Source organism: Parasphingopyxis marina, from assembly GCF_014237875.1.
GTDB lineage: Bacteria > Pseudomonadota > Alphaproteobacteria > Sphingomonadales > Sphingomonadaceae > Parasphingopyxis > Parasphingopyxis marina.
Map to the genome: position 1 here is coordinate 878,689 of NZ_JACJVJ010000001.1, position 14,354 is coordinate 893,042.

Annotated in this window: 14 protein-coding genes; 4 read left to right on the forward strand and 10 right to left on the reverse strand. The window is 64.5% G+C overall.

Annotation, left to right across the window (positions count from 1 at the left end):
- The first annotated feature begins 247 nt into the window (after positions 1-247).
- On the forward strand, positions 248-1,579 hold the full coding sequence (locus tag H6P80_RS04300) for a CapA family protein (RefSeq protein WP_185800085.1): 1,332 nt from the start codon (positions 248-250) through the stop codon (positions 1,577-1,579).
- Here H6P80_RS04300 and H6P80_RS04305 read toward each other — a convergent pair.
- Genes H6P80_RS04305 through H6P80_RS04330 form a run of 6 tightly spaced genes read right to left on the reverse strand, consistent with a single transcriptional unit; the run spans position 1,576 to position 7,651 of the window.
- Positions 1,576-2,496 (reverse strand): RDD family protein, encoded by a 921-nt coding sequence (locus tag H6P80_RS04305; protein ID WP_185800086.1) that lies wholly within the window; start codon positions 2,494-2,496, stop codon positions 1,576-1,578. The genes H6P80_RS04300 and H6P80_RS04305 overlap by 4 nt on opposite strands.
- The gene (locus tag H6P80_RS04310) at positions 2,483-3,493 is read right to left on the reverse strand and encodes a stage II sporulation protein M (RefSeq protein WP_185800087.1); all 1,011 of its coding nucleotides are present in this window, start codon (positions 3,491-3,493) and stop codon (positions 2,483-2,485) included. The genes H6P80_RS04305 and H6P80_RS04310 overlap by 14 nt, the downstream gene beginning before the upstream one ends.
- Entirely contained in the window at positions 3,493-4,827 is a 1,335-nt protein-coding gene (locus H6P80_RS04315) for a DUF58 domain-containing protein (RefSeq protein ID WP_185800088.1), read from the reverse strand. Before H6P80_RS04315 ends, H6P80_RS04310 begins: the two co-directional genes overlap by 1 nt.
- 22 nt (positions 4,828-4,849) lie before the next feature.
- The gene (locus H6P80_RS04320; protein WP_185800089.1) at positions 4,850-5,806 is read right to left on the reverse strand and encodes an AAA family ATPase; all 957 of its coding nucleotides are present in this window, start codon (positions 5,804-5,806) and stop codon (positions 4,850-4,852) included.
- A complete protein-coding gene (locus tag H6P80_RS04325; RefSeq protein ID WP_185800090.1) occupies positions 5,796-6,995 on the reverse strand; it encodes a hypothetical protein in 1,200 nt (399 codons plus the stop codon). Before H6P80_RS04325 ends, H6P80_RS04320 begins: the two co-directional genes overlap by 11 nt.
- The gene (locus tag H6P80_RS04330; protein ID WP_185800091.1) at positions 6,992-7,651 is read right to left on the reverse strand and encodes a hypothetical protein; all 660 of its coding nucleotides are present in this window, start codon (positions 7,649-7,651) and stop codon (positions 6,992-6,994) included. Before H6P80_RS04330 ends, H6P80_RS04325 begins: the two co-directional genes overlap by 4 nt.
- A gap of 125 nt (positions 7,652-7,776) precedes the next feature.
- Here H6P80_RS04330 and H6P80_RS04335 point away from each other — a divergent pair, with 125 nt between their 5' ends.
- Complete coding sequence (locus tag H6P80_RS04335; RefSeq protein WP_185800092.1) at positions 7,777-8,670, forward strand: hypothetical protein; 894 nt, start codon at positions 7,777-7,779, stop codon at positions 8,668-8,670.
- Positions 8,671-8,735: 65 nt separating this feature from the next.
- Positions 8,736-9,740: a fumarylacetoacetate hydrolase family protein gene (locus H6P80_RS04340; RefSeq protein WP_185800093.1), complete on the forward strand. Its 1,005-nt coding sequence runs from the start codon at positions 8,736-8,738 to the stop codon at positions 9,738-9,740.
- A gap of 4 nt (positions 9,741-9,744) precedes the next feature.
- Here the strand turns inward: H6P80_RS04340 and H6P80_RS04345 are convergent, their stop codons facing one another.
- On the reverse strand, positions 9,745-10,170 hold the full coding sequence (locus tag H6P80_RS04345; protein WP_185800094.1) for a DUF2147 domain-containing protein: 426 nt from the start codon (positions 10,168-10,170) through the stop codon (positions 9,745-9,747).
- Positions 10,171-10,283: 113 nt separating this feature from the next.
- Here H6P80_RS04345 and H6P80_RS04350 point away from each other — a divergent pair, with 113 nt between their 5' ends.
- On the forward strand, positions 10,284-11,177 hold the full coding sequence (locus tag H6P80_RS04350; protein WP_185800095.1) for an S-methyl-5'-thioadenosine phosphorylase: 894 nt from the start codon (positions 10,284-10,286) through the stop codon (positions 11,175-11,177).
- On the opposite strand, the gene H6P80_RS04355 is transcribed toward H6P80_RS04350, so the two are convergent.
- The 3 genes from H6P80_RS04355 to H6P80_RS04365 all read right to left on the reverse strand — a co-directional run bounded on the left by H6P80_RS04355 (position 11,174) and on the right by H6P80_RS04365 (position 14,248).
- Entirely contained in the window at positions 11,174-11,797 is a 624-nt protein-coding gene (locus H6P80_RS04355; protein ID WP_185800096.1) for an O-methyltransferase, read from the reverse strand. The two genes, H6P80_RS04350 and H6P80_RS04355, sit on opposite strands and share 4 nt — an antisense overlap.
- A gap of 25 nt (positions 11,798-11,822) precedes the next feature.
- A complete protein-coding gene (locus H6P80_RS04360) occupies positions 11,823-12,719 on the reverse strand; it encodes a radical SAM protein (protein WP_235973707.1) in 897 nt (298 codons plus the stop codon).
- A gap of 113 nt (positions 12,720-12,832) precedes the next feature.
- Positions 12,833-14,248 (reverse strand): dihydrolipoyl dehydrogenase family protein, encoded by a 1,416-nt coding sequence (locus H6P80_RS04365; RefSeq protein ID WP_185800098.1) that lies wholly within the window; start codon positions 14,246-14,248, stop codon positions 12,833-12,835.
- Between the last annotated feature and the right edge of the window lie 106 nt (positions 14,249-14,354).

The following is a 14,354-nucleotide window of genomic DNA, read 5'->3' on the forward strand; positions in this document are numbered from 1 at the left end:
GATTACGATGAGCCGTTGACCCAACACGATGAATCGCGCAACAAAATTACAAGAAATTTTTGGTTAATTTCGCCATAAAGCATTGAAAAATCAGCCGGGATTTTCTGTTGTGCAGTGCCTCTTGGTGAAATTTCGATGAATCGGGCCGGCGGAGGAATTACGTTGGAATCGACTCGCCGCACCGCCCACCGCTCTGCTAGCCTGAGCGCCGTTGGATTCGATTTCTGGCGGGGACAGAGGGTTGGAAATGCACCGATCGCGGTTTGCCCATATGCTGACGATTGCCCTCGCGGCGGGGACCGGGCTCGGCTCCTGTACGCAAGCGCATACCCAGCCCATGCCGATCCCACCCGTGCAGGCGCCCGCGCAAGAGGTTGCCCCGGCACCCGTGCCGCCGGACGCTATCGAGCCCAATGCCGCCACCCCTGCCGCCACCCCTGTCGTCGCGCCCCCGGAAACGATCCCCCCGGAACCGCGGATTCCGGAAACAGCCGTGCCGGTCGCTCCGGTCTCTGCCGCGGGCGCCGGTGCGGGGGCTCTCGCGGTTCCGGTGGTGGAGCCCGCCGTGTCCGAGCCGCGCACCTACAGCATCGTCGGCGTCGGCGACATCATGATGGGCAGCGACTGGCCCGAGCCGGGCATGGATCCGCGTATCTTCCCCGGCGCCGATCCGGCGCGGGTCGTCGGCGCCGACCTTTCGGCGCTGTTCGCCGGTGCCGATGTCGTATTCGGCAATTACGAAGGCACGATCCACAGCAGCGACGAGGACGCGAAGAGCTGCGGCAATCCCGAATTCTGCTACGTCTTCCGCAGTCCGCCCTTTCACGCCGATTATCTTCGCCGGGCCGGGTTCACCCTGATATCCCACGCCAACAATCACGCCCGCGATTTCGGCGAAACCGGGCGGCGCGCGACCTATGACTGGCTAACCCGGTCCGGCATCACGGTCGCTGGAGGCGATGTCGATGGCATGCGGATCGGCATCCAGACGCTCGATGACGGGCGCCGGGTGGCGCTTGTCGCGTTCGGGCACAGCCCCGGGCTGCTGCTGGTACAGAATTATGGGCGCGTCGCCGAAATCGTGCGCGCGGCCGATGCCGAGGCCGATATCGTCATGGTGTCCTGTCATATCGGCGCGGAAGGCGCGAGCCATGACCGGGTGACGCGGGAGACCGAGATGTTCCTCGAGGAGGATCGCGGCAATCCTTGGCGTTTTGCCCATACCGCGGTCGACGCCGGGGCCGATATTGTGCTGTGCCACGGGCCGCATATCCCGCGCGCGGTGGAAGTCTATCGCGGCCGCTTCATCGCCTACAGCCTCGGCAATTTCTGGACCTATGGCCGGTTCAATGTGCGCGGCCATAACGGGCTCGCGCCGGTCGCCCGGCTGGAAGTCGATGCCGAGGGCGCACTGGTTGCGGCAGAAATCGTCTCCGCGCGGCAGGAACGGCCGGGCGGGCCTATGCTCGATATCGCCGGCGGCGCCGCGCGGCGCGTCGCCGAGCTCACGGCGCGGGATTTTCCTGAAACCGGCACGCGCGTCGACACCGCCGGCCGGGTCAGCTGGCCCGGCAACTAGCTGTCGATACGGCGGCGCCAGTCGTTGCCGGTATCCGGCTCGTCGCCCCTGTCGAACTTGTCCCGCCGCCGCTTGCCGAACAGCATCCCGCGTTCAAGCCGGGCCCCGAGCGCCGCATAATAGGCGCTGAGAAAGTCATGGTCGTTTTCATGCTCGTTCCATGCCCAGCCGATCTTGCCGCGGATCGTTGCGGCGACGGCCGCCTGGGTGTCGTAATTGGACGCGCGCAGCACGCTTTCCAGGGTCTGCAATTCATATTCGCCATAGGCCCCGAGCTGCTCGTCGGTGAAGGCGTATGCGGCGCGATGTTCTTCGCTGACCGAGGAGAGATCGGCCTCGAGCGCGCGGCGCGGGGCGTAGACGACCCAGGTCCCGGCGATAATGTCCCCCGCGCGCAGGCGATCCTTGTTGAGCAGCGGGAAGAACAGGAAGATCGCCGCCCATAACAGCCCGATCAGCGTAATCGCACCGTCGACGCCTTCGCCGCCCGAAAAAAGGAAGGAGAGGGGCAGGAAGACCTCGATCTCACGCATCATGTTGCGTGCGATCACGGCATCGGCGGTCAACCGTCCGCCGTCGCGGGCCACCACCCGAAGGCCGACGATGCGCTTGCCGGGGGTCGCCGATCGTCGGCCGATCTCGAAAGCGATGAAGTAGAAATTCCGCACGAGGAAGAAGCCGAGCAGCCAGATGACGGCCACGAATTCTCCCGAATTCGCCGCCAAGGTGCCAACGCCGGCAGCGACCAATATGATGGTGAAGAGGATCAGCGAGCCGATAAGGATCACGAAATCGACGAGGAAGGCACCCGCGCGCTGCCCTGCCGTCGCCAGTTTCAGGCGCAGGTCGACGCCCTCGGGCGTGATCAGCGTCCGCTGCGAGCGGGTCGTATCGGCGAACGGGCTAGCTGTCGCCATAGGTCGCTCTGGGAAGGTAAAAATAGGCGCACCAGAAGGCGAACATCATCGCGGCGATCGCATAGCGGGTAATATCGTCTACGATCAGTTGGCGGCCGAACCCTTCGAGCAGGCCCGCGACAAGCAGCATCAGGACGACTCCGATCATCGCCGTCGCCGCCGTCCGCCCGGCGCGCCTCGCGGCCGCGAGGCGCGTTTCCATACCCGGGAAAATGATCTTCGTGCCGATATGCAGCCCCGCGGCGCCGGCCAGGCCGATCGCGAACAGTTCGGTCGATCCGTGGATCAATAGCCAGCCGCCCAGCTCGAAACCCAGGCCGTGGCTCACGAAAAGGGCGCTGAACGCTCCGATCATCGCGCCATTATACACCATCAGCAGCGCGGTCGGCACGCCGAATGCGAAGCCGAGCGCAAAGGCGAAGATCGAAACCTGCGCATTATGGGTGAAGAGATAGGTCGCGAAAACGCCAAGCCCGCTCCTCCCCTGGTCATGATAGAGCGTTTGTCGCAGCTGTTCGGTCGTCGCCGCCGGGTTGCGTTCGGCCGCTAATTCTTGCGGGATGATCGCATTATACCAGTTGGGATCGTTCGAGACGAGCAGATAGGCGGCGATCGCGCCCGCGACTATCAGCGCGAGCGCGATCAAGGTTTCGCGCCACAGCGCCCGGATCGAGCGGGGCCAATCGCGCGCAAAGAAGTTCGCCATCCGCTCCCCAAAACTCGTGCGGACGCCATAGACGAAGAAATAGGCCCGCGTGCACAGCCCTTCGAGATAGGAGACCAGCGCCATGTCGAGCGAGGTTTCGCGCGCCACCGACAGCGACGACAGCGCGGAGCGGTAAAGCACCGGCAGCTCCAGCAGATCCTCGTCGGAAAGACCGCCGACCGAACCGGCCTCGGCCCGGCGGAGCAGCTCCTCGAGCTGCAGCCAGTCATTCTCCCGCTCGGCGCGGAAGGTGCGGCTTGAAAAGAGGGCCTGATCTGCAACCCGCTCCATCAGATAAGGCTCCGGCGCTTGAGTTCGACATAGCGGGAAACGAGCTGTGTGCCGATCTGGCCGTGCGGCGCCTCGAGCACATGCGCGCCCATGCGTTGCAGCTTGGCGATGACGATCGCACGTTCACGCAGCAGCGCGTGCGCCGTCACCGCGCGCGATACGTCCATCGGTTCCTGCGGCTCGTCATGCGCGAGCGCGCTCAGTTCAGCGTCGCGCATCGTCACGAACAGGACGAGATGGCGGTCGAGCAGCCGCGCGGTCGCCCGCAGCATCAGTTCGGCGCTGGTCGGGTCCGCGAAATCGGTGAAGACGATGACCAGCGACCGGCGGTGAAGCTGGCCGGCGAGCGTGGTCAGCGCCAGCGTATAGTTCGATTCCTCGGCGGTATAGTCGATGCCGGCCGCCACCCGCTGGAGCGAGGCGAAGGCACGCGCGCCGGTCACCGTCGGGCTGGCGACATGCGGCCGGCCGGCAAAGCCAAACAGGCTCGTGCGGTCGCCGGCCTTCAGCGCGACATAAGCGGTGAGCAGCGCCGCGGATATCGCGCGGTCGATGCGCGGCAGGCCGTCGATCGGCTCGCACATCGTCCGTCCGCTATCGAGCGCGAAGACGATATGGTTGTTGCGCTCTGTCCGGTATTCCTTGGCCAGCAATTCGGTGTGCCGGGCCGATTGCTTCCAGTCGATCGTCCGCCGGTCCATGCCCGACTGAAATTCCGTCAGCGCATCGAATTCGGTGCCATCGCCGCGGTCCAGTTGCGCGATCAGGCCGATCGCCGCGTCGCGCAGATAGAGCTGGATACCCTTGTCGTGAATCAGCCCGATATCGGGCGTGACGATGATCTCGGCGCCGAAATAGTCCCGCCGCTGCACCCAGGCTAGCCCGAGCGGCCCGGTCCAGCGCGCCCAGACATGGCCGATCAACGCCGTGCCGCGCCGGTTGGCGGTGAAGACGGTGTCGAGTTCGCCGACGCCGTCGATCGTCCTGACATTCGCCCGCCGCGCGCCGCCGGCATCGAGCCGGTTGTCGACGCTGAGCGCGACCTGTATCTCGCGGGGCACGCCGCGACGGTCGGGCTGTCCGCCGCGCAGGAACCTTAGCCGGGTCGTCACCGTGAAGGGTGCGCCCGCGCCGACGCTGCCCGGTTTGTCCATCTCGATATCGAGCGCCCTAGTTGAACGCGCGGTAACGGCGTCGAGCAGGATCAGCATCGCCATCACGACGATCCAGACAAGGCCGAGATACCAATAATGCGGGACGAGTACGCCAATGACGAGCGCGGCGGGCGCGCCGAGCGCGGTAAGCACCACGGACCGGGCGGTCGGATAGATCATGAGGCGGCCGGTTCCATCGGCGTCATCGGGGCGCCTCGACCTGTTCGATCAGATTGGCGATGATTCCGTCGGCATCGCGTCCGTCGATTTCGGCGGCGGCCGAGAGGATCACGCGGTGCCGCAGGACGGCTGGTGCCAGCGCCTTCACATCGTCGGGGATCACATAGTCGCGGCCGTCGAGCGCGGCGCGCGACCTGGCGGCGCTCGCCAGCATCGCGGCGGCGCGCGGGCTCGCCCCGGCATCCAGATCCGCTGTCTCGCGGGTCGCCCGGACCAGCGACACGACATAGCCGGTGATATCGGGGACCAGCTTGACCGTCGCCACCGCCTCGATGGCCTCCGCGATTTTCGCGCCATCGGCTTTCGTTTCTATGCCGAACTCGCCGGCCTTTGGCGCACCGAAGCGGCTGCCATGGACGCTGACGATCTTCTGCTCCTCCTCCTCGCTTGGATAACCGACGGCCAGCTTGAAGAGGAACCGGTCGAGCTGGGCCTCGGGCAGCGGGTAGACGCCCTGCTGTTCGATCGGGTTCTGGGTTGCGACCACCATGAACCGGTCCGACAGCGCGTGGGTCTCGCCGTCGATGGTGACCGCGCGCTCCTGCATCGCTTCGAGCAAGGCCGCCTGGCTCTTTGGCGGCGTCCGGTTGATCTCGTCGGCGAGCAGCAGCTCGCAGAAGATCGGCCCGCGCGTAAGCTTGAACGAACTCGTCTGGAAGTTGAACAGGTTGGCGCCGATAATGTCCGACGGCATCAGGTCCGGCGTGAACTGGATACGGCCGAAATCGAGCCCCAGCGACCGCGCGAAACATTGGGCGAGGAAGGTCTTCGCCGTTCCTGGCGGGCCTTCGAGCAGGCAGTGGCCGGCGGAGAATAGCGCGATCAGCAGGTGATCGACGATCTCTTCCTGGCCGACGATCGCCTTGGCGATCTCGCTATGGATGCTCTCGCCGAGCGGTTTGATGTCTTCAACCTTCATGGGTGACGGCCTTTCTCCAGTGATTGAGGGCCCTTGCGGCGTTGAGGATATCCTGGCGGCTTGTCGCGCGCTGCGCGGCGGCGGCCAGCGTGGTGAATGGCGGTGTCGAGGCGGGGCCGAGCCCGTCGAGCCAGTGATCGAGCGCGCCGCCCTTCAGCTTGCGCGGATTGCCGATTGCGGCGACGGCCGCTTCGCGCGTCATCGCGACATAGCGTTCGCTCGACAGATGCTCGCGCCGGGCAAGCCTGAGCAATTCCGCGCTATTGTCGACCAGCGCGCGCTTGCCGAAGGCGATGGCGCGTTGCGGGCGCAGGGCCGGGCCGAAGCGATAGACAGCCTGTAAGCCCGCAAGCAGCGCCGCGGCGAGGATGCAAAGCGTCAGCGCGAGGAAGGGCGGCTCGAAGGCGAGGGTGAGCAGGTTGTGCGCGCCGCCAAAGCCGTTTGCGATCAGCTCGAAGCGGAACGGTCCCTGATCCTCGTTGAGCGCTTCGAGCAGCAGCAACGCAGCGCGCGCGCGTTCGGGATCGCTGAGCGCCTGGTTGTTGAGAAGATCCGGATCGGCGAGGATATAGGCGCTGGTGCCGTCGACACTGGCGAGGACGATCTCGCCGTCCCGCGTTTCGACGACGCCGGTCAGATGCTTGCCCGATAGTGTCTGCAGGCGCGCGGGCGCGCGCAGCTCTGCATCGATATAGGGATTGACGAGCGCGGAGCCGGGCCGCGTCTCGACGATATCCACCGCGATTTCGGCTAGGTCCTGCAGTTGGTACGCGCCTTGGCTTCCGGCGATGGCCCCGATCGATTCGACACGGTCTTGCTGGCCCATCACTGGCATGGTGCCCCATTTGGGGAGAACGAACAGCGTCGGCTGGTCGTAGACATCGCCGATCAGCCAGTTCAGCCGGTCGGGATCGACTTGTTCTTCCAGTGTAACGATCGTCAGCCCGGAAAAGGGCCGGGGATTCTCGTCGCGCACATAGTCGATTTCAGCCCCCGTCGCGTCGAGCAGTTCGGCGATCCCGCGAAAGCCGATGGCCGAGGTCGAAAGCCCGTGCGCCCGGCCGTTCTGGCCGTTGCGAAGATCGGGCGCATAGGCGACGAGGAGCAGGAACGCGCCGAAGCCGACGATCCCGGCTAGGACCAGCAGGATCAGCGTCCGCGGGTTGAAGGGGGCGGCGTTTTCGCTCAACTCCGGCCCTCCCGCGCCCAGCTGCGGCGGAAGGCGAAATCCTCATAGGCGATCCGCGCTTCATCCCATCCCTTCTCATCCACCGGGCGCTCCGCGAAGATCCCGCGTTCGACAATCGCGGCGATCGAGGAAAAGGCGGATCGGGCTGGTGTGGGCAGCGTTTCCGACGCCGAAATGTCGCGGCTGGTAAGCGCCGGCTTCAGGAAATCGGGGAGCCGGTCCTCAATGTCCGAGATGCTGCGAAACAGGAGCAGATGGACGGCCTCGGCATAGCGGCCCTCGCGTGCCAGCGCTTCGGCCTCGCCGAGCAGGCCGCGCGCCGTCTTCTCGTCGGGCTGCCACTCATCGATCTCTGCCTCTCCATCCTCCGCCGCGCCGCCGCCCGCGAAGCGCCGTTGAAGCGCGCGACCGACAAAGAAGAGCAGGAGCAGCACCAGCACGGCGGCGATGAGCCAGAATAGCACCTGCCAGAATGGGCCGGTGCCTGAAAGCCATTCGAGCAGGTTGGAAAGCCAATCGGGCGGCGGTTCGGGTGCGTCGGGCGGTTCGAAACGCGGCAAGTCGGTCTGGAAACGGTCGCTGTCGACCAGCTCTCGATAGGCCTGATCGAAATTCTGCTTGCCGTCATTTCCGGCTGGCGCCGGCGGTGCCGTCATATCGCTCTCAATTCCCCCTCGCGACCAAGGCCTCAATAACGCCGCTTTCCCGGCAAGGCGAGTGCCGGGCTGGACATGGCGGAAATAGCCATGAAAAATGCACTAATCGGTAAAGGGGCAAGTCGATGGCAAGTGCGGGCACGGGAATCTTCAGCGTCGGCCAGACGCTGGGCGACGGCTTCGGCGCGATGTGGCGCAATTTCTTCGCAATGTCCGCCATCGTGCTGATTTTCTCGATTGCGACAAGCACCCTCCAGTTCGGCCTTTCCTATGTCACCACCGGCAGCTTTGTTGCCGATTCGGCGGCGGGAGTTGCGGGGGGGCAGAATTTCACGGTTTCGGTGATCGTTTCCACCATCTTCGGTGTTTGCGCCTATATCGTTGCACAGGTCGCCTTGATCAGGCTGGCATTGTCCGATCTTCAGGGCAGGCAACGCGATATAGGCGGGGCGATCCGCGACGGTTTCACCCATTTCTTTCCGGCATTCGGAATCCAGCTGCTGGTCGTGCTCGCGCTCGGCGCGATTTACGTCGGCTTTCTTTTCTTCGTCGGGGTTATCAGCGTTGCGGCCGCTTCCGGGGGATCGGCGGCCAGCATGACGGTGATCGTCCTGCTGTCGTTCCTCGCCGTGGTCGCGGTGCTGATGTTTTTTGCGACCGGCTGGGCGGTGCCGCTGGTCGCCCGGCTTGTCGAAGGGACTGGGGTTTTCCGAAGCCTGGGGCGCAGCTGGTTTCTGGCCAAGGGCAATCGCTGGCGGATCTTCGTGATCTACATCGTGGAGTTCGTGATCCTCCTGGCGTTGATAATCGCGATGGCGGCCGTGATGATTCCGCTGTTCGGTTCGACGGCATCGGGAGGCTTTACGGCGACCTGGCTGTTCGTTCTCTTCCCGCTCCAGCTTGCCTTTTCCTGCCTGATCTGGAGCTTGTGGGCGTGCTTCATGGCTGCGCTCTATGTGAATCTGCGCCGGGCCAAGGAAGGCGTCACCGAAGATTTGGTAGCCGATATCTTCGAATAGGCGGCAAGTTTGGACGCAGACGATTTGCCGGTCTATGAAGCAAGAAAATTTCGCGGGAGACATCGATGAAACTGGGATCGCTCAAGAGCGGCCGCGACGGCAAGCTCGTCGTCGTCAGCCATGATCTCGCCTGGTGCGCGGATGCGTCACATATCGCGCCTACCCTGCAGGCAGCGCTCGACGATTGGGACACGATCGCGCCGCAGCTTGAAACGCTGGCCACCGATCTCGCGCACGACGTCATCCCGAAGGAACGCTTTCACGAGCGCGAGGCGGCCTCGCCGCTGCCGCGCGCGTACCAGTGGGCGGACGGTTCTGCCTATGTGAATCACGTGGTCCTTGTTCGCCAGGCGCGCGGCGCGGAAGTGCCGGAAAGCTTCTGGGAAGATCCGCTCATGTACCAGGGCGGATCCGACAGTTTCATCGGCCCGCGCGATCCGATTCTGCTTCCCGACGAAACCTGGGGCTGCGATCTGGAGGCGGAAATCGTCGTCGTCACCGGCGATGTAAAGCAGGGCGCGAGCCGCGACGAGGCGCTGGCCGCGATCCGGCTCATCGGCCTCGTCAACGATGTCTCGCTGCGCAACCTGATCCCGGCCGAACTCGGCAAGGGGTTCGGCTTCGTCCAGTCGAAACCGGCAAGCGCCTTTTCCCCGGTGTTCGTGACTCCGGACGAACTGCCCAACTGGAAAGAGGGCAAGCTGCACGGCACGCTGAACGCGGATCTCAACGGCCAGCCCTTCGGCCGCGCCGATGCGGGTGTCGACATGACCTTCGATTTCGGGACGCTCGTCGCCCATCTCGCCAAGACGCGCGATCTCGTCGCGGGCAGCATCATCGGTTCGGGTACCGTCTCCAACCGCGATGCCGATGGCGGGCCGGGCAAGCCGATCGCCGAGGGCGGACTAGGCTATAGCTGCATTGCCGAGGTACGGATGGTGGAACAGATCCAGGACGGAGAGATGAAGACGCCCTTCCTGAAAGCCGGCGACAGCGTTCGCATCTGGATGGAGGACGAGCATGGCCACGCCACGTTCGGCACGATCGAGCAGGACGTCGTAAAGCCCTGAGCGGCTAACGCCGGCGCGTCCAGACTTCCGACTGGCAGATGATGCCGCCGAGCACACAGCCCGTGACGCTCAGCGATCCATTGGCGTTGAGCTCCATCCGGGCGCTATAGTTGCGCCCGTCTTCCGGATCGTAAATCTCGCCATGGCGCCAGCGATTGCCGTCGAGCCGGAATCCGGTGAGCACCGGCATGCCGATGATGCGGCGGCTGCGAAGCGCGGGGTCCGGATTGTTCTCGTCGCGCTGGTCCGCATCGGGCATTTCCCGCAGCACCTGCTGGATATAGCCGCAAATCGCGCCGCCGCAGGGCGCGATGCGGATGATCGCGCGGCGATCTTCGGTCAGCCAGCGGCCGGTTATGCTGGATTGGGCAAAGGCGGGCGCTGCCGCGGCGAGCGCCGCTATGCCCAAAACTATCGTAGCAATACGCATGGTCTACTGGTTCCTCCGCCCCGCTCGCACGGGCTATTGAGGTGAAGAGTGGCTTCCCCCATTAGTAACGGATCAACGGATCGGCGAGGGGAAAGTTCAATGGCGGCCAGCGAATGACAGGTGGCGAATGGGTGATCGGTGTCGTCGGCGGGTCCGGGCTCTATGCCATGGATGCGCTCGAAGACGCTCAGTCGATCCGCGTCGAAAGCCCCTGGGGAGAAGCATCGGACGAGCTTGTCATCGGCGAAATTTCCGGCAAGCGCTTCGTCTTCCTGCCGCGCCACGGCAAGGGCCATAGAATCGGGCCGAGCCAGCTCAACTTCCGCGCCAATATCGACGTGCTGAAGCGTGCGGGATGCACCGACATGCTCTCGCTTTCGGCCGTGGGTTCACTGCGCGAAGATTTGCCGCCCGGCGATTTCGTGGTCGTCGACCAGTTTATCGACCGCACCTTTGCGCGCGAAAAGAGCTTTTTTGGAGACGGTCTCGTCGCGCATGTCTCGATGGCCGATCCGGTTTGCCCGGCGCTGTCGGATCTCGCCGAGGCTGCGGCGAAGGCGGCTGGGGCCACGGTTCATCGCGGCGCGACCTATCTCGCCATGGAAGGCCCGCAATTCTCCTCCCGCGCGGAAAGCGAGCTTTACCGGTCTTGGGGCTGCGACCTGATCGGGATGACGGCGATGCCCGAAGCCAAGCTCGCCCGCGAGGCGGAGTTGCCCTATGCGCTTGTCGCCATGGTCACGGACTATGATTGCTGGCGCGACGATGTTGCCGAGGTCGAGGTTCATGACATCCTCGCCACCCTCCACGCCAATGCCGACAAGGCGGTGCAGACTGTCGTCGAGTTCGCCAGGGCGCTGCCCGATAAACGTCCGGCCAATCCGCTCGACACGGTGCTCGACATGTCGATTATCACCGATCTTGCGATGGCCGACCGTGCCTTGATCGCGAAGCTGGATGCCGTCGGCAAGCGGGTCTTCGCCGCGCGAGGCGTGGATCAGGACTAGTCCGGGGAGCCCGGAGAAGCGCTTCCCGCTTTCACTGCGATGTCGATACCGCTGCCGATTTGGAGCAGCGCGCCCTCCATATCGGGCTTTGCGCGCACATGGGCGCGATATTCCGTAGCGCCTTCGTTGAAACTGGACGGGTAGAGCATGTTGTCGGCGACCACGATGCCACCTTCGGCAAGGTTCGGATGGAGCGCATCGAAGCACGGAATATAAAGGTCCTTCCAGAGATCGAGCAGCACTATATCGATCGGGCCCGGCTGGTCGGCGAGCAGATCCACCGCGTCGCCCAGGCGCCAGTCGACATGGTCTGCCAGCCCCGCCTCGCCGATCCGTTCGCGCGCCCAATCCTGTTTTTCGGGCGCGATCTCGTAGCTGTAGAGCGTGCCGCCGGTCAGGCTCGCCGCCTTCGCAAGAAACAGGGTCGAGAAGCCGAAGGAACTGCCGAGCTCGACGATCACCTTCGCCTTGCGGCCGACCGTCAGGTCGAGCAGCAGCCGCCCGACATCCTCGCCGACCCAGAGCAACCGGTCGTCGCGGCCCAGGCTGTCGTCCTGCCGTTCCGCCGCGTTACGCTCGCGATAAATGTCGAGCACGCGCTCAAAGGCTTCGTCCTGCATGATTTTCTCCCTTTTCGCGGGTCTATTAGGCGCTGCAGCTCGCGCCGCCCAATACGCAAAAGCGCGCGCAATGGGGATGGTTGAGCGCTATGTCGCGGCCGGCCTCGGCCAGCGTCTCGCCCATCTGGAAATCGGCGCCATAGGGGAGCAGCGTGCAGGCCGCGACCACCGGCCTTTCCGCGCCCTTGTGCTTCACGACCATCCGGCTCGTCGCGCACATCATCGCGCGGGGATCGACGTCGAGGATGCCCCAGCAGGCGGCGGTGATTTCGGGAACGTCGGCGGTCGCGTCCATCTCGGGAAAGAGGACGAGCCGGGCGGGATCGGTGGCGTCGATGCTCAGGCCTTCGCGCGCGAAGAGATCGGCATAGCCCTGCCGAGCCGAGCCGTCGTTTTCGTCGGCCAGGTGCCGCCCAGCGACGGCGATCGAGAAGCCGTTGTCCGACAGCCATGTGAGCCCGGCAATCGCCTTGTCCCATGTGCCGCCGCCGCGTTCGCTTTCATGGATCGCCCGCGTGTAGTGATCGAGGCTGACGCGCATCGTCAATCGTTCGCCATGGCGGGCCTTGAGATCGAGCAACTCGCCCTCGAACCGTCGCATCGGACGCATCGCGTTGGTCAGCATCAACACGTCGAAACCGCGGGCGAGGCAGCTTTCGAGCATTGCGATCATCTCGCGGTTCATGAAAGGCTCGCCGCCGGTAAAGCCGATCTCGCGGGTACCGAGCCCATCCCGTTCGATCTCGTCGAGATAGGCATCCACCTCGGCGGCGGTCAGATAGACGAGCGCGTCGTTGATTGGTGAGCTTTCGATATAGCAGCTCTTGCAGGCGAGATTGCACAGCGTTCCGGTGTTGAACCAGAGCGTCTCCAGCCGGTCGAGCGCGACATACGCGCGACGCTCGCCTTTTGCGGTGGTCAACGAATCGCGAAATTTCTCCGGCGCCAGCGGCGCAGCGTCTGGCACGAGGAAAGGCGAGGGGCCGGGCAGGGGGCTTGTGGCGATAATTGAGTCTCCGTGCGGTCGGCGCTGGGCTATAGCAGATATTTCGCGCGGAACCGCGCCCAGCGTTTGGGCCAGCTGCCGAAGATCGTCGGTTCCCATACGCCGTATCCGGCCTGTTTCGAAATGTCGGAGCGCGTGGGGTAGGGCACGATGGCGCCGCCGATCGCGAAGGCGTTAGCCTTACCCCCGATCGCGAGGCTCCAGGGCAGGAGCAGTTCGCCCGCATGCGGGCCGACAATGGTCGCGCCGAGGATTGTCTTGCCCTTGCGGATAATCTTGAGAAATCCGCCGGTGTCGTTTTCGGCCCGGGCGCGGTCGTTGTGCGAAAAATCCCGTCGCGTGACTTCGGCCTTCTCGCCGAACTTCTCGCGCGCCTGCGCCTCGGTCATGCCTACCTGGGCGAGTTCGGGGTCGCTATAGGTGACCCAGGGCAGCGCGGTATAATCGGCCTTGCCGCCAAGCCCCAGCGCGACCTGCAACACGACGAGCGAGCCTTCATAGCCCGACGCATGGGTGAAGCGCGGGCCGACCCGGCAATCGCCGATCGCATAGACTTTCTTGTTGGTCGTGCGGCGCTTGGCGTCGACGGTGATGCCGCGCGGGCTCCATTCGATTCCTGCATTTTCAAGTCCGAAGCCGGCAAAGTCGCAGGTCCGACCGGTGGCGACGAGCACATGACTGGCGAGGATGGTGTCGCCGCCATCGGTTTCGACGGCGATGCCGCTATCGGTCTTGCTGACGGCCTTCACCTCGGTATCTTCGCGAATATCGACGCCCTCGGCCTGGAAGCGCCCGACGACGATGGCGGCGGCTTCTGGATCGTCCTTGTCCATCGCCTTGCCGCGCTGGATCACCGTCACCCTGCTGCCGAGCCGCCGGAAGCTTTGCGCCATCTCCATGCCGATCGGCCCGCCGCCCATCACGAGCAGATGCTCAGGCCGTTCGGTGAGGTCGAAGATCGTCTCGTTGGTGAGATAGGGAATGTCAGCCAGCCCCCCGACCGGCGGCACGAAGGGTTTCGATCCGATGGCGAGGCAGATGCGCGGCGCCTTCAGGGTGCGCCCGTTCACTTCGATGGTGGAGCCGTCGATGATCTTGGCTTCGCCCCGGATCACCTCGACGCCGAACTCCTCCTCGAACCGTTCCTGGCTGTCATCGACCGCTATTGACGCGATCGCGCGCTGGACATGAGCATGGACGGCGTGGAAATCGATTTTGGGCTCGGTATCGGCAATCCCGTATTTCGCATTTTCGCGCATTTCCTGCGCGCGCCGCGCCGCCGTGATCAATGCCTTGGAAGGCACGCAGCCGGTATTCAGGCAGTCGCCGCCCATCGGGCCTTTTTCAACGAGCGCGACCTTGAGCCCGAACTGGCCGCAGCCCCCCGCCGCGGTGAGCCCGGCCGAACCGGCGCCGATCACAATCAGATCATGGGTGCGTTGCAAGGCATCCTCCCTTTCATGGCGAGGCATTCGAGGCCGTAAAGGCGAAAGTTACACCAAGTTACATGGGGCCAGTCTTGGTGTAACCCGAAAGCCGTCCGATTCGAAC

Coding starts and splice junctions, on each gene's coding strand:
- H6P80_RS04320 (WP_185800089.1), bottom strand. CDS start 5,806: ATGAAGGTTGAAGACATCAAACCGCTCGGCGAGAGCATCCATAGCGAG.
- H6P80_RS04300 (WP_185800085.1), top strand. CDS start 248: ATGCACCGATCGCGGTTTGCCCATATGCTGACGATTGCCCTCGCGGCG.
- H6P80_RS04305 (WP_185800086.1), bottom strand. CDS start 2,496: ATGGCGACAGCTAGCCCGTTCGCCGATACGACCCGCTCGCAGCGGACG.
- H6P80_RS04350 (WP_185800095.1), top strand. CDS start 10,284: ATGACAGGTGGCGAATGGGTGATCGGTGTCGTCGGCGGGTCCGGGCTC.
- H6P80_RS04355 (WP_185800096.1), bottom strand. CDS start 11,797: ATGCAGGACGAAGCCTTTGAGCGCGTGCTCGACATTTATCGCGAGCGT.
- H6P80_RS04330 (WP_185800091.1), bottom strand. CDS start 7,651: ATGACGGCACCGCCGGCGCCAGCCGGAAATGACGGCAAGCAGAATTTC.
- H6P80_RS04315 (WP_185800088.1), bottom strand. CDS start 4,827: ATGATCTATCCGACCGCCCGGTCCGTGGTGCTTACCGCGCTCGGCGCG.
- H6P80_RS04335 (WP_185800092.1), top strand. CDS start 7,777: ATGGCAAGTGCGGGCACGGGAATCTTCAGCGTCGGCCAGACGCTGGGC.
- H6P80_RS04345 (WP_185800094.1), bottom strand. CDS start 10,170: ATGCGTATTGCTACGATAGTTTTGGGCATAGCGGCGCTCGCCGCGGCA.
- H6P80_RS04340 (WP_185800093.1), top strand. CDS start 8,736: ATGAAACTGGGATCGCTCAAGAGCGGCCGCGACGGCAAGCTCGTCGTC.
- H6P80_RS04310 (WP_185800087.1), bottom strand. CDS start 3,493: ATGGAGCGGGTTGCAGATCAGGCCCTCTTTTCAAGCCGCACCTTCCGC.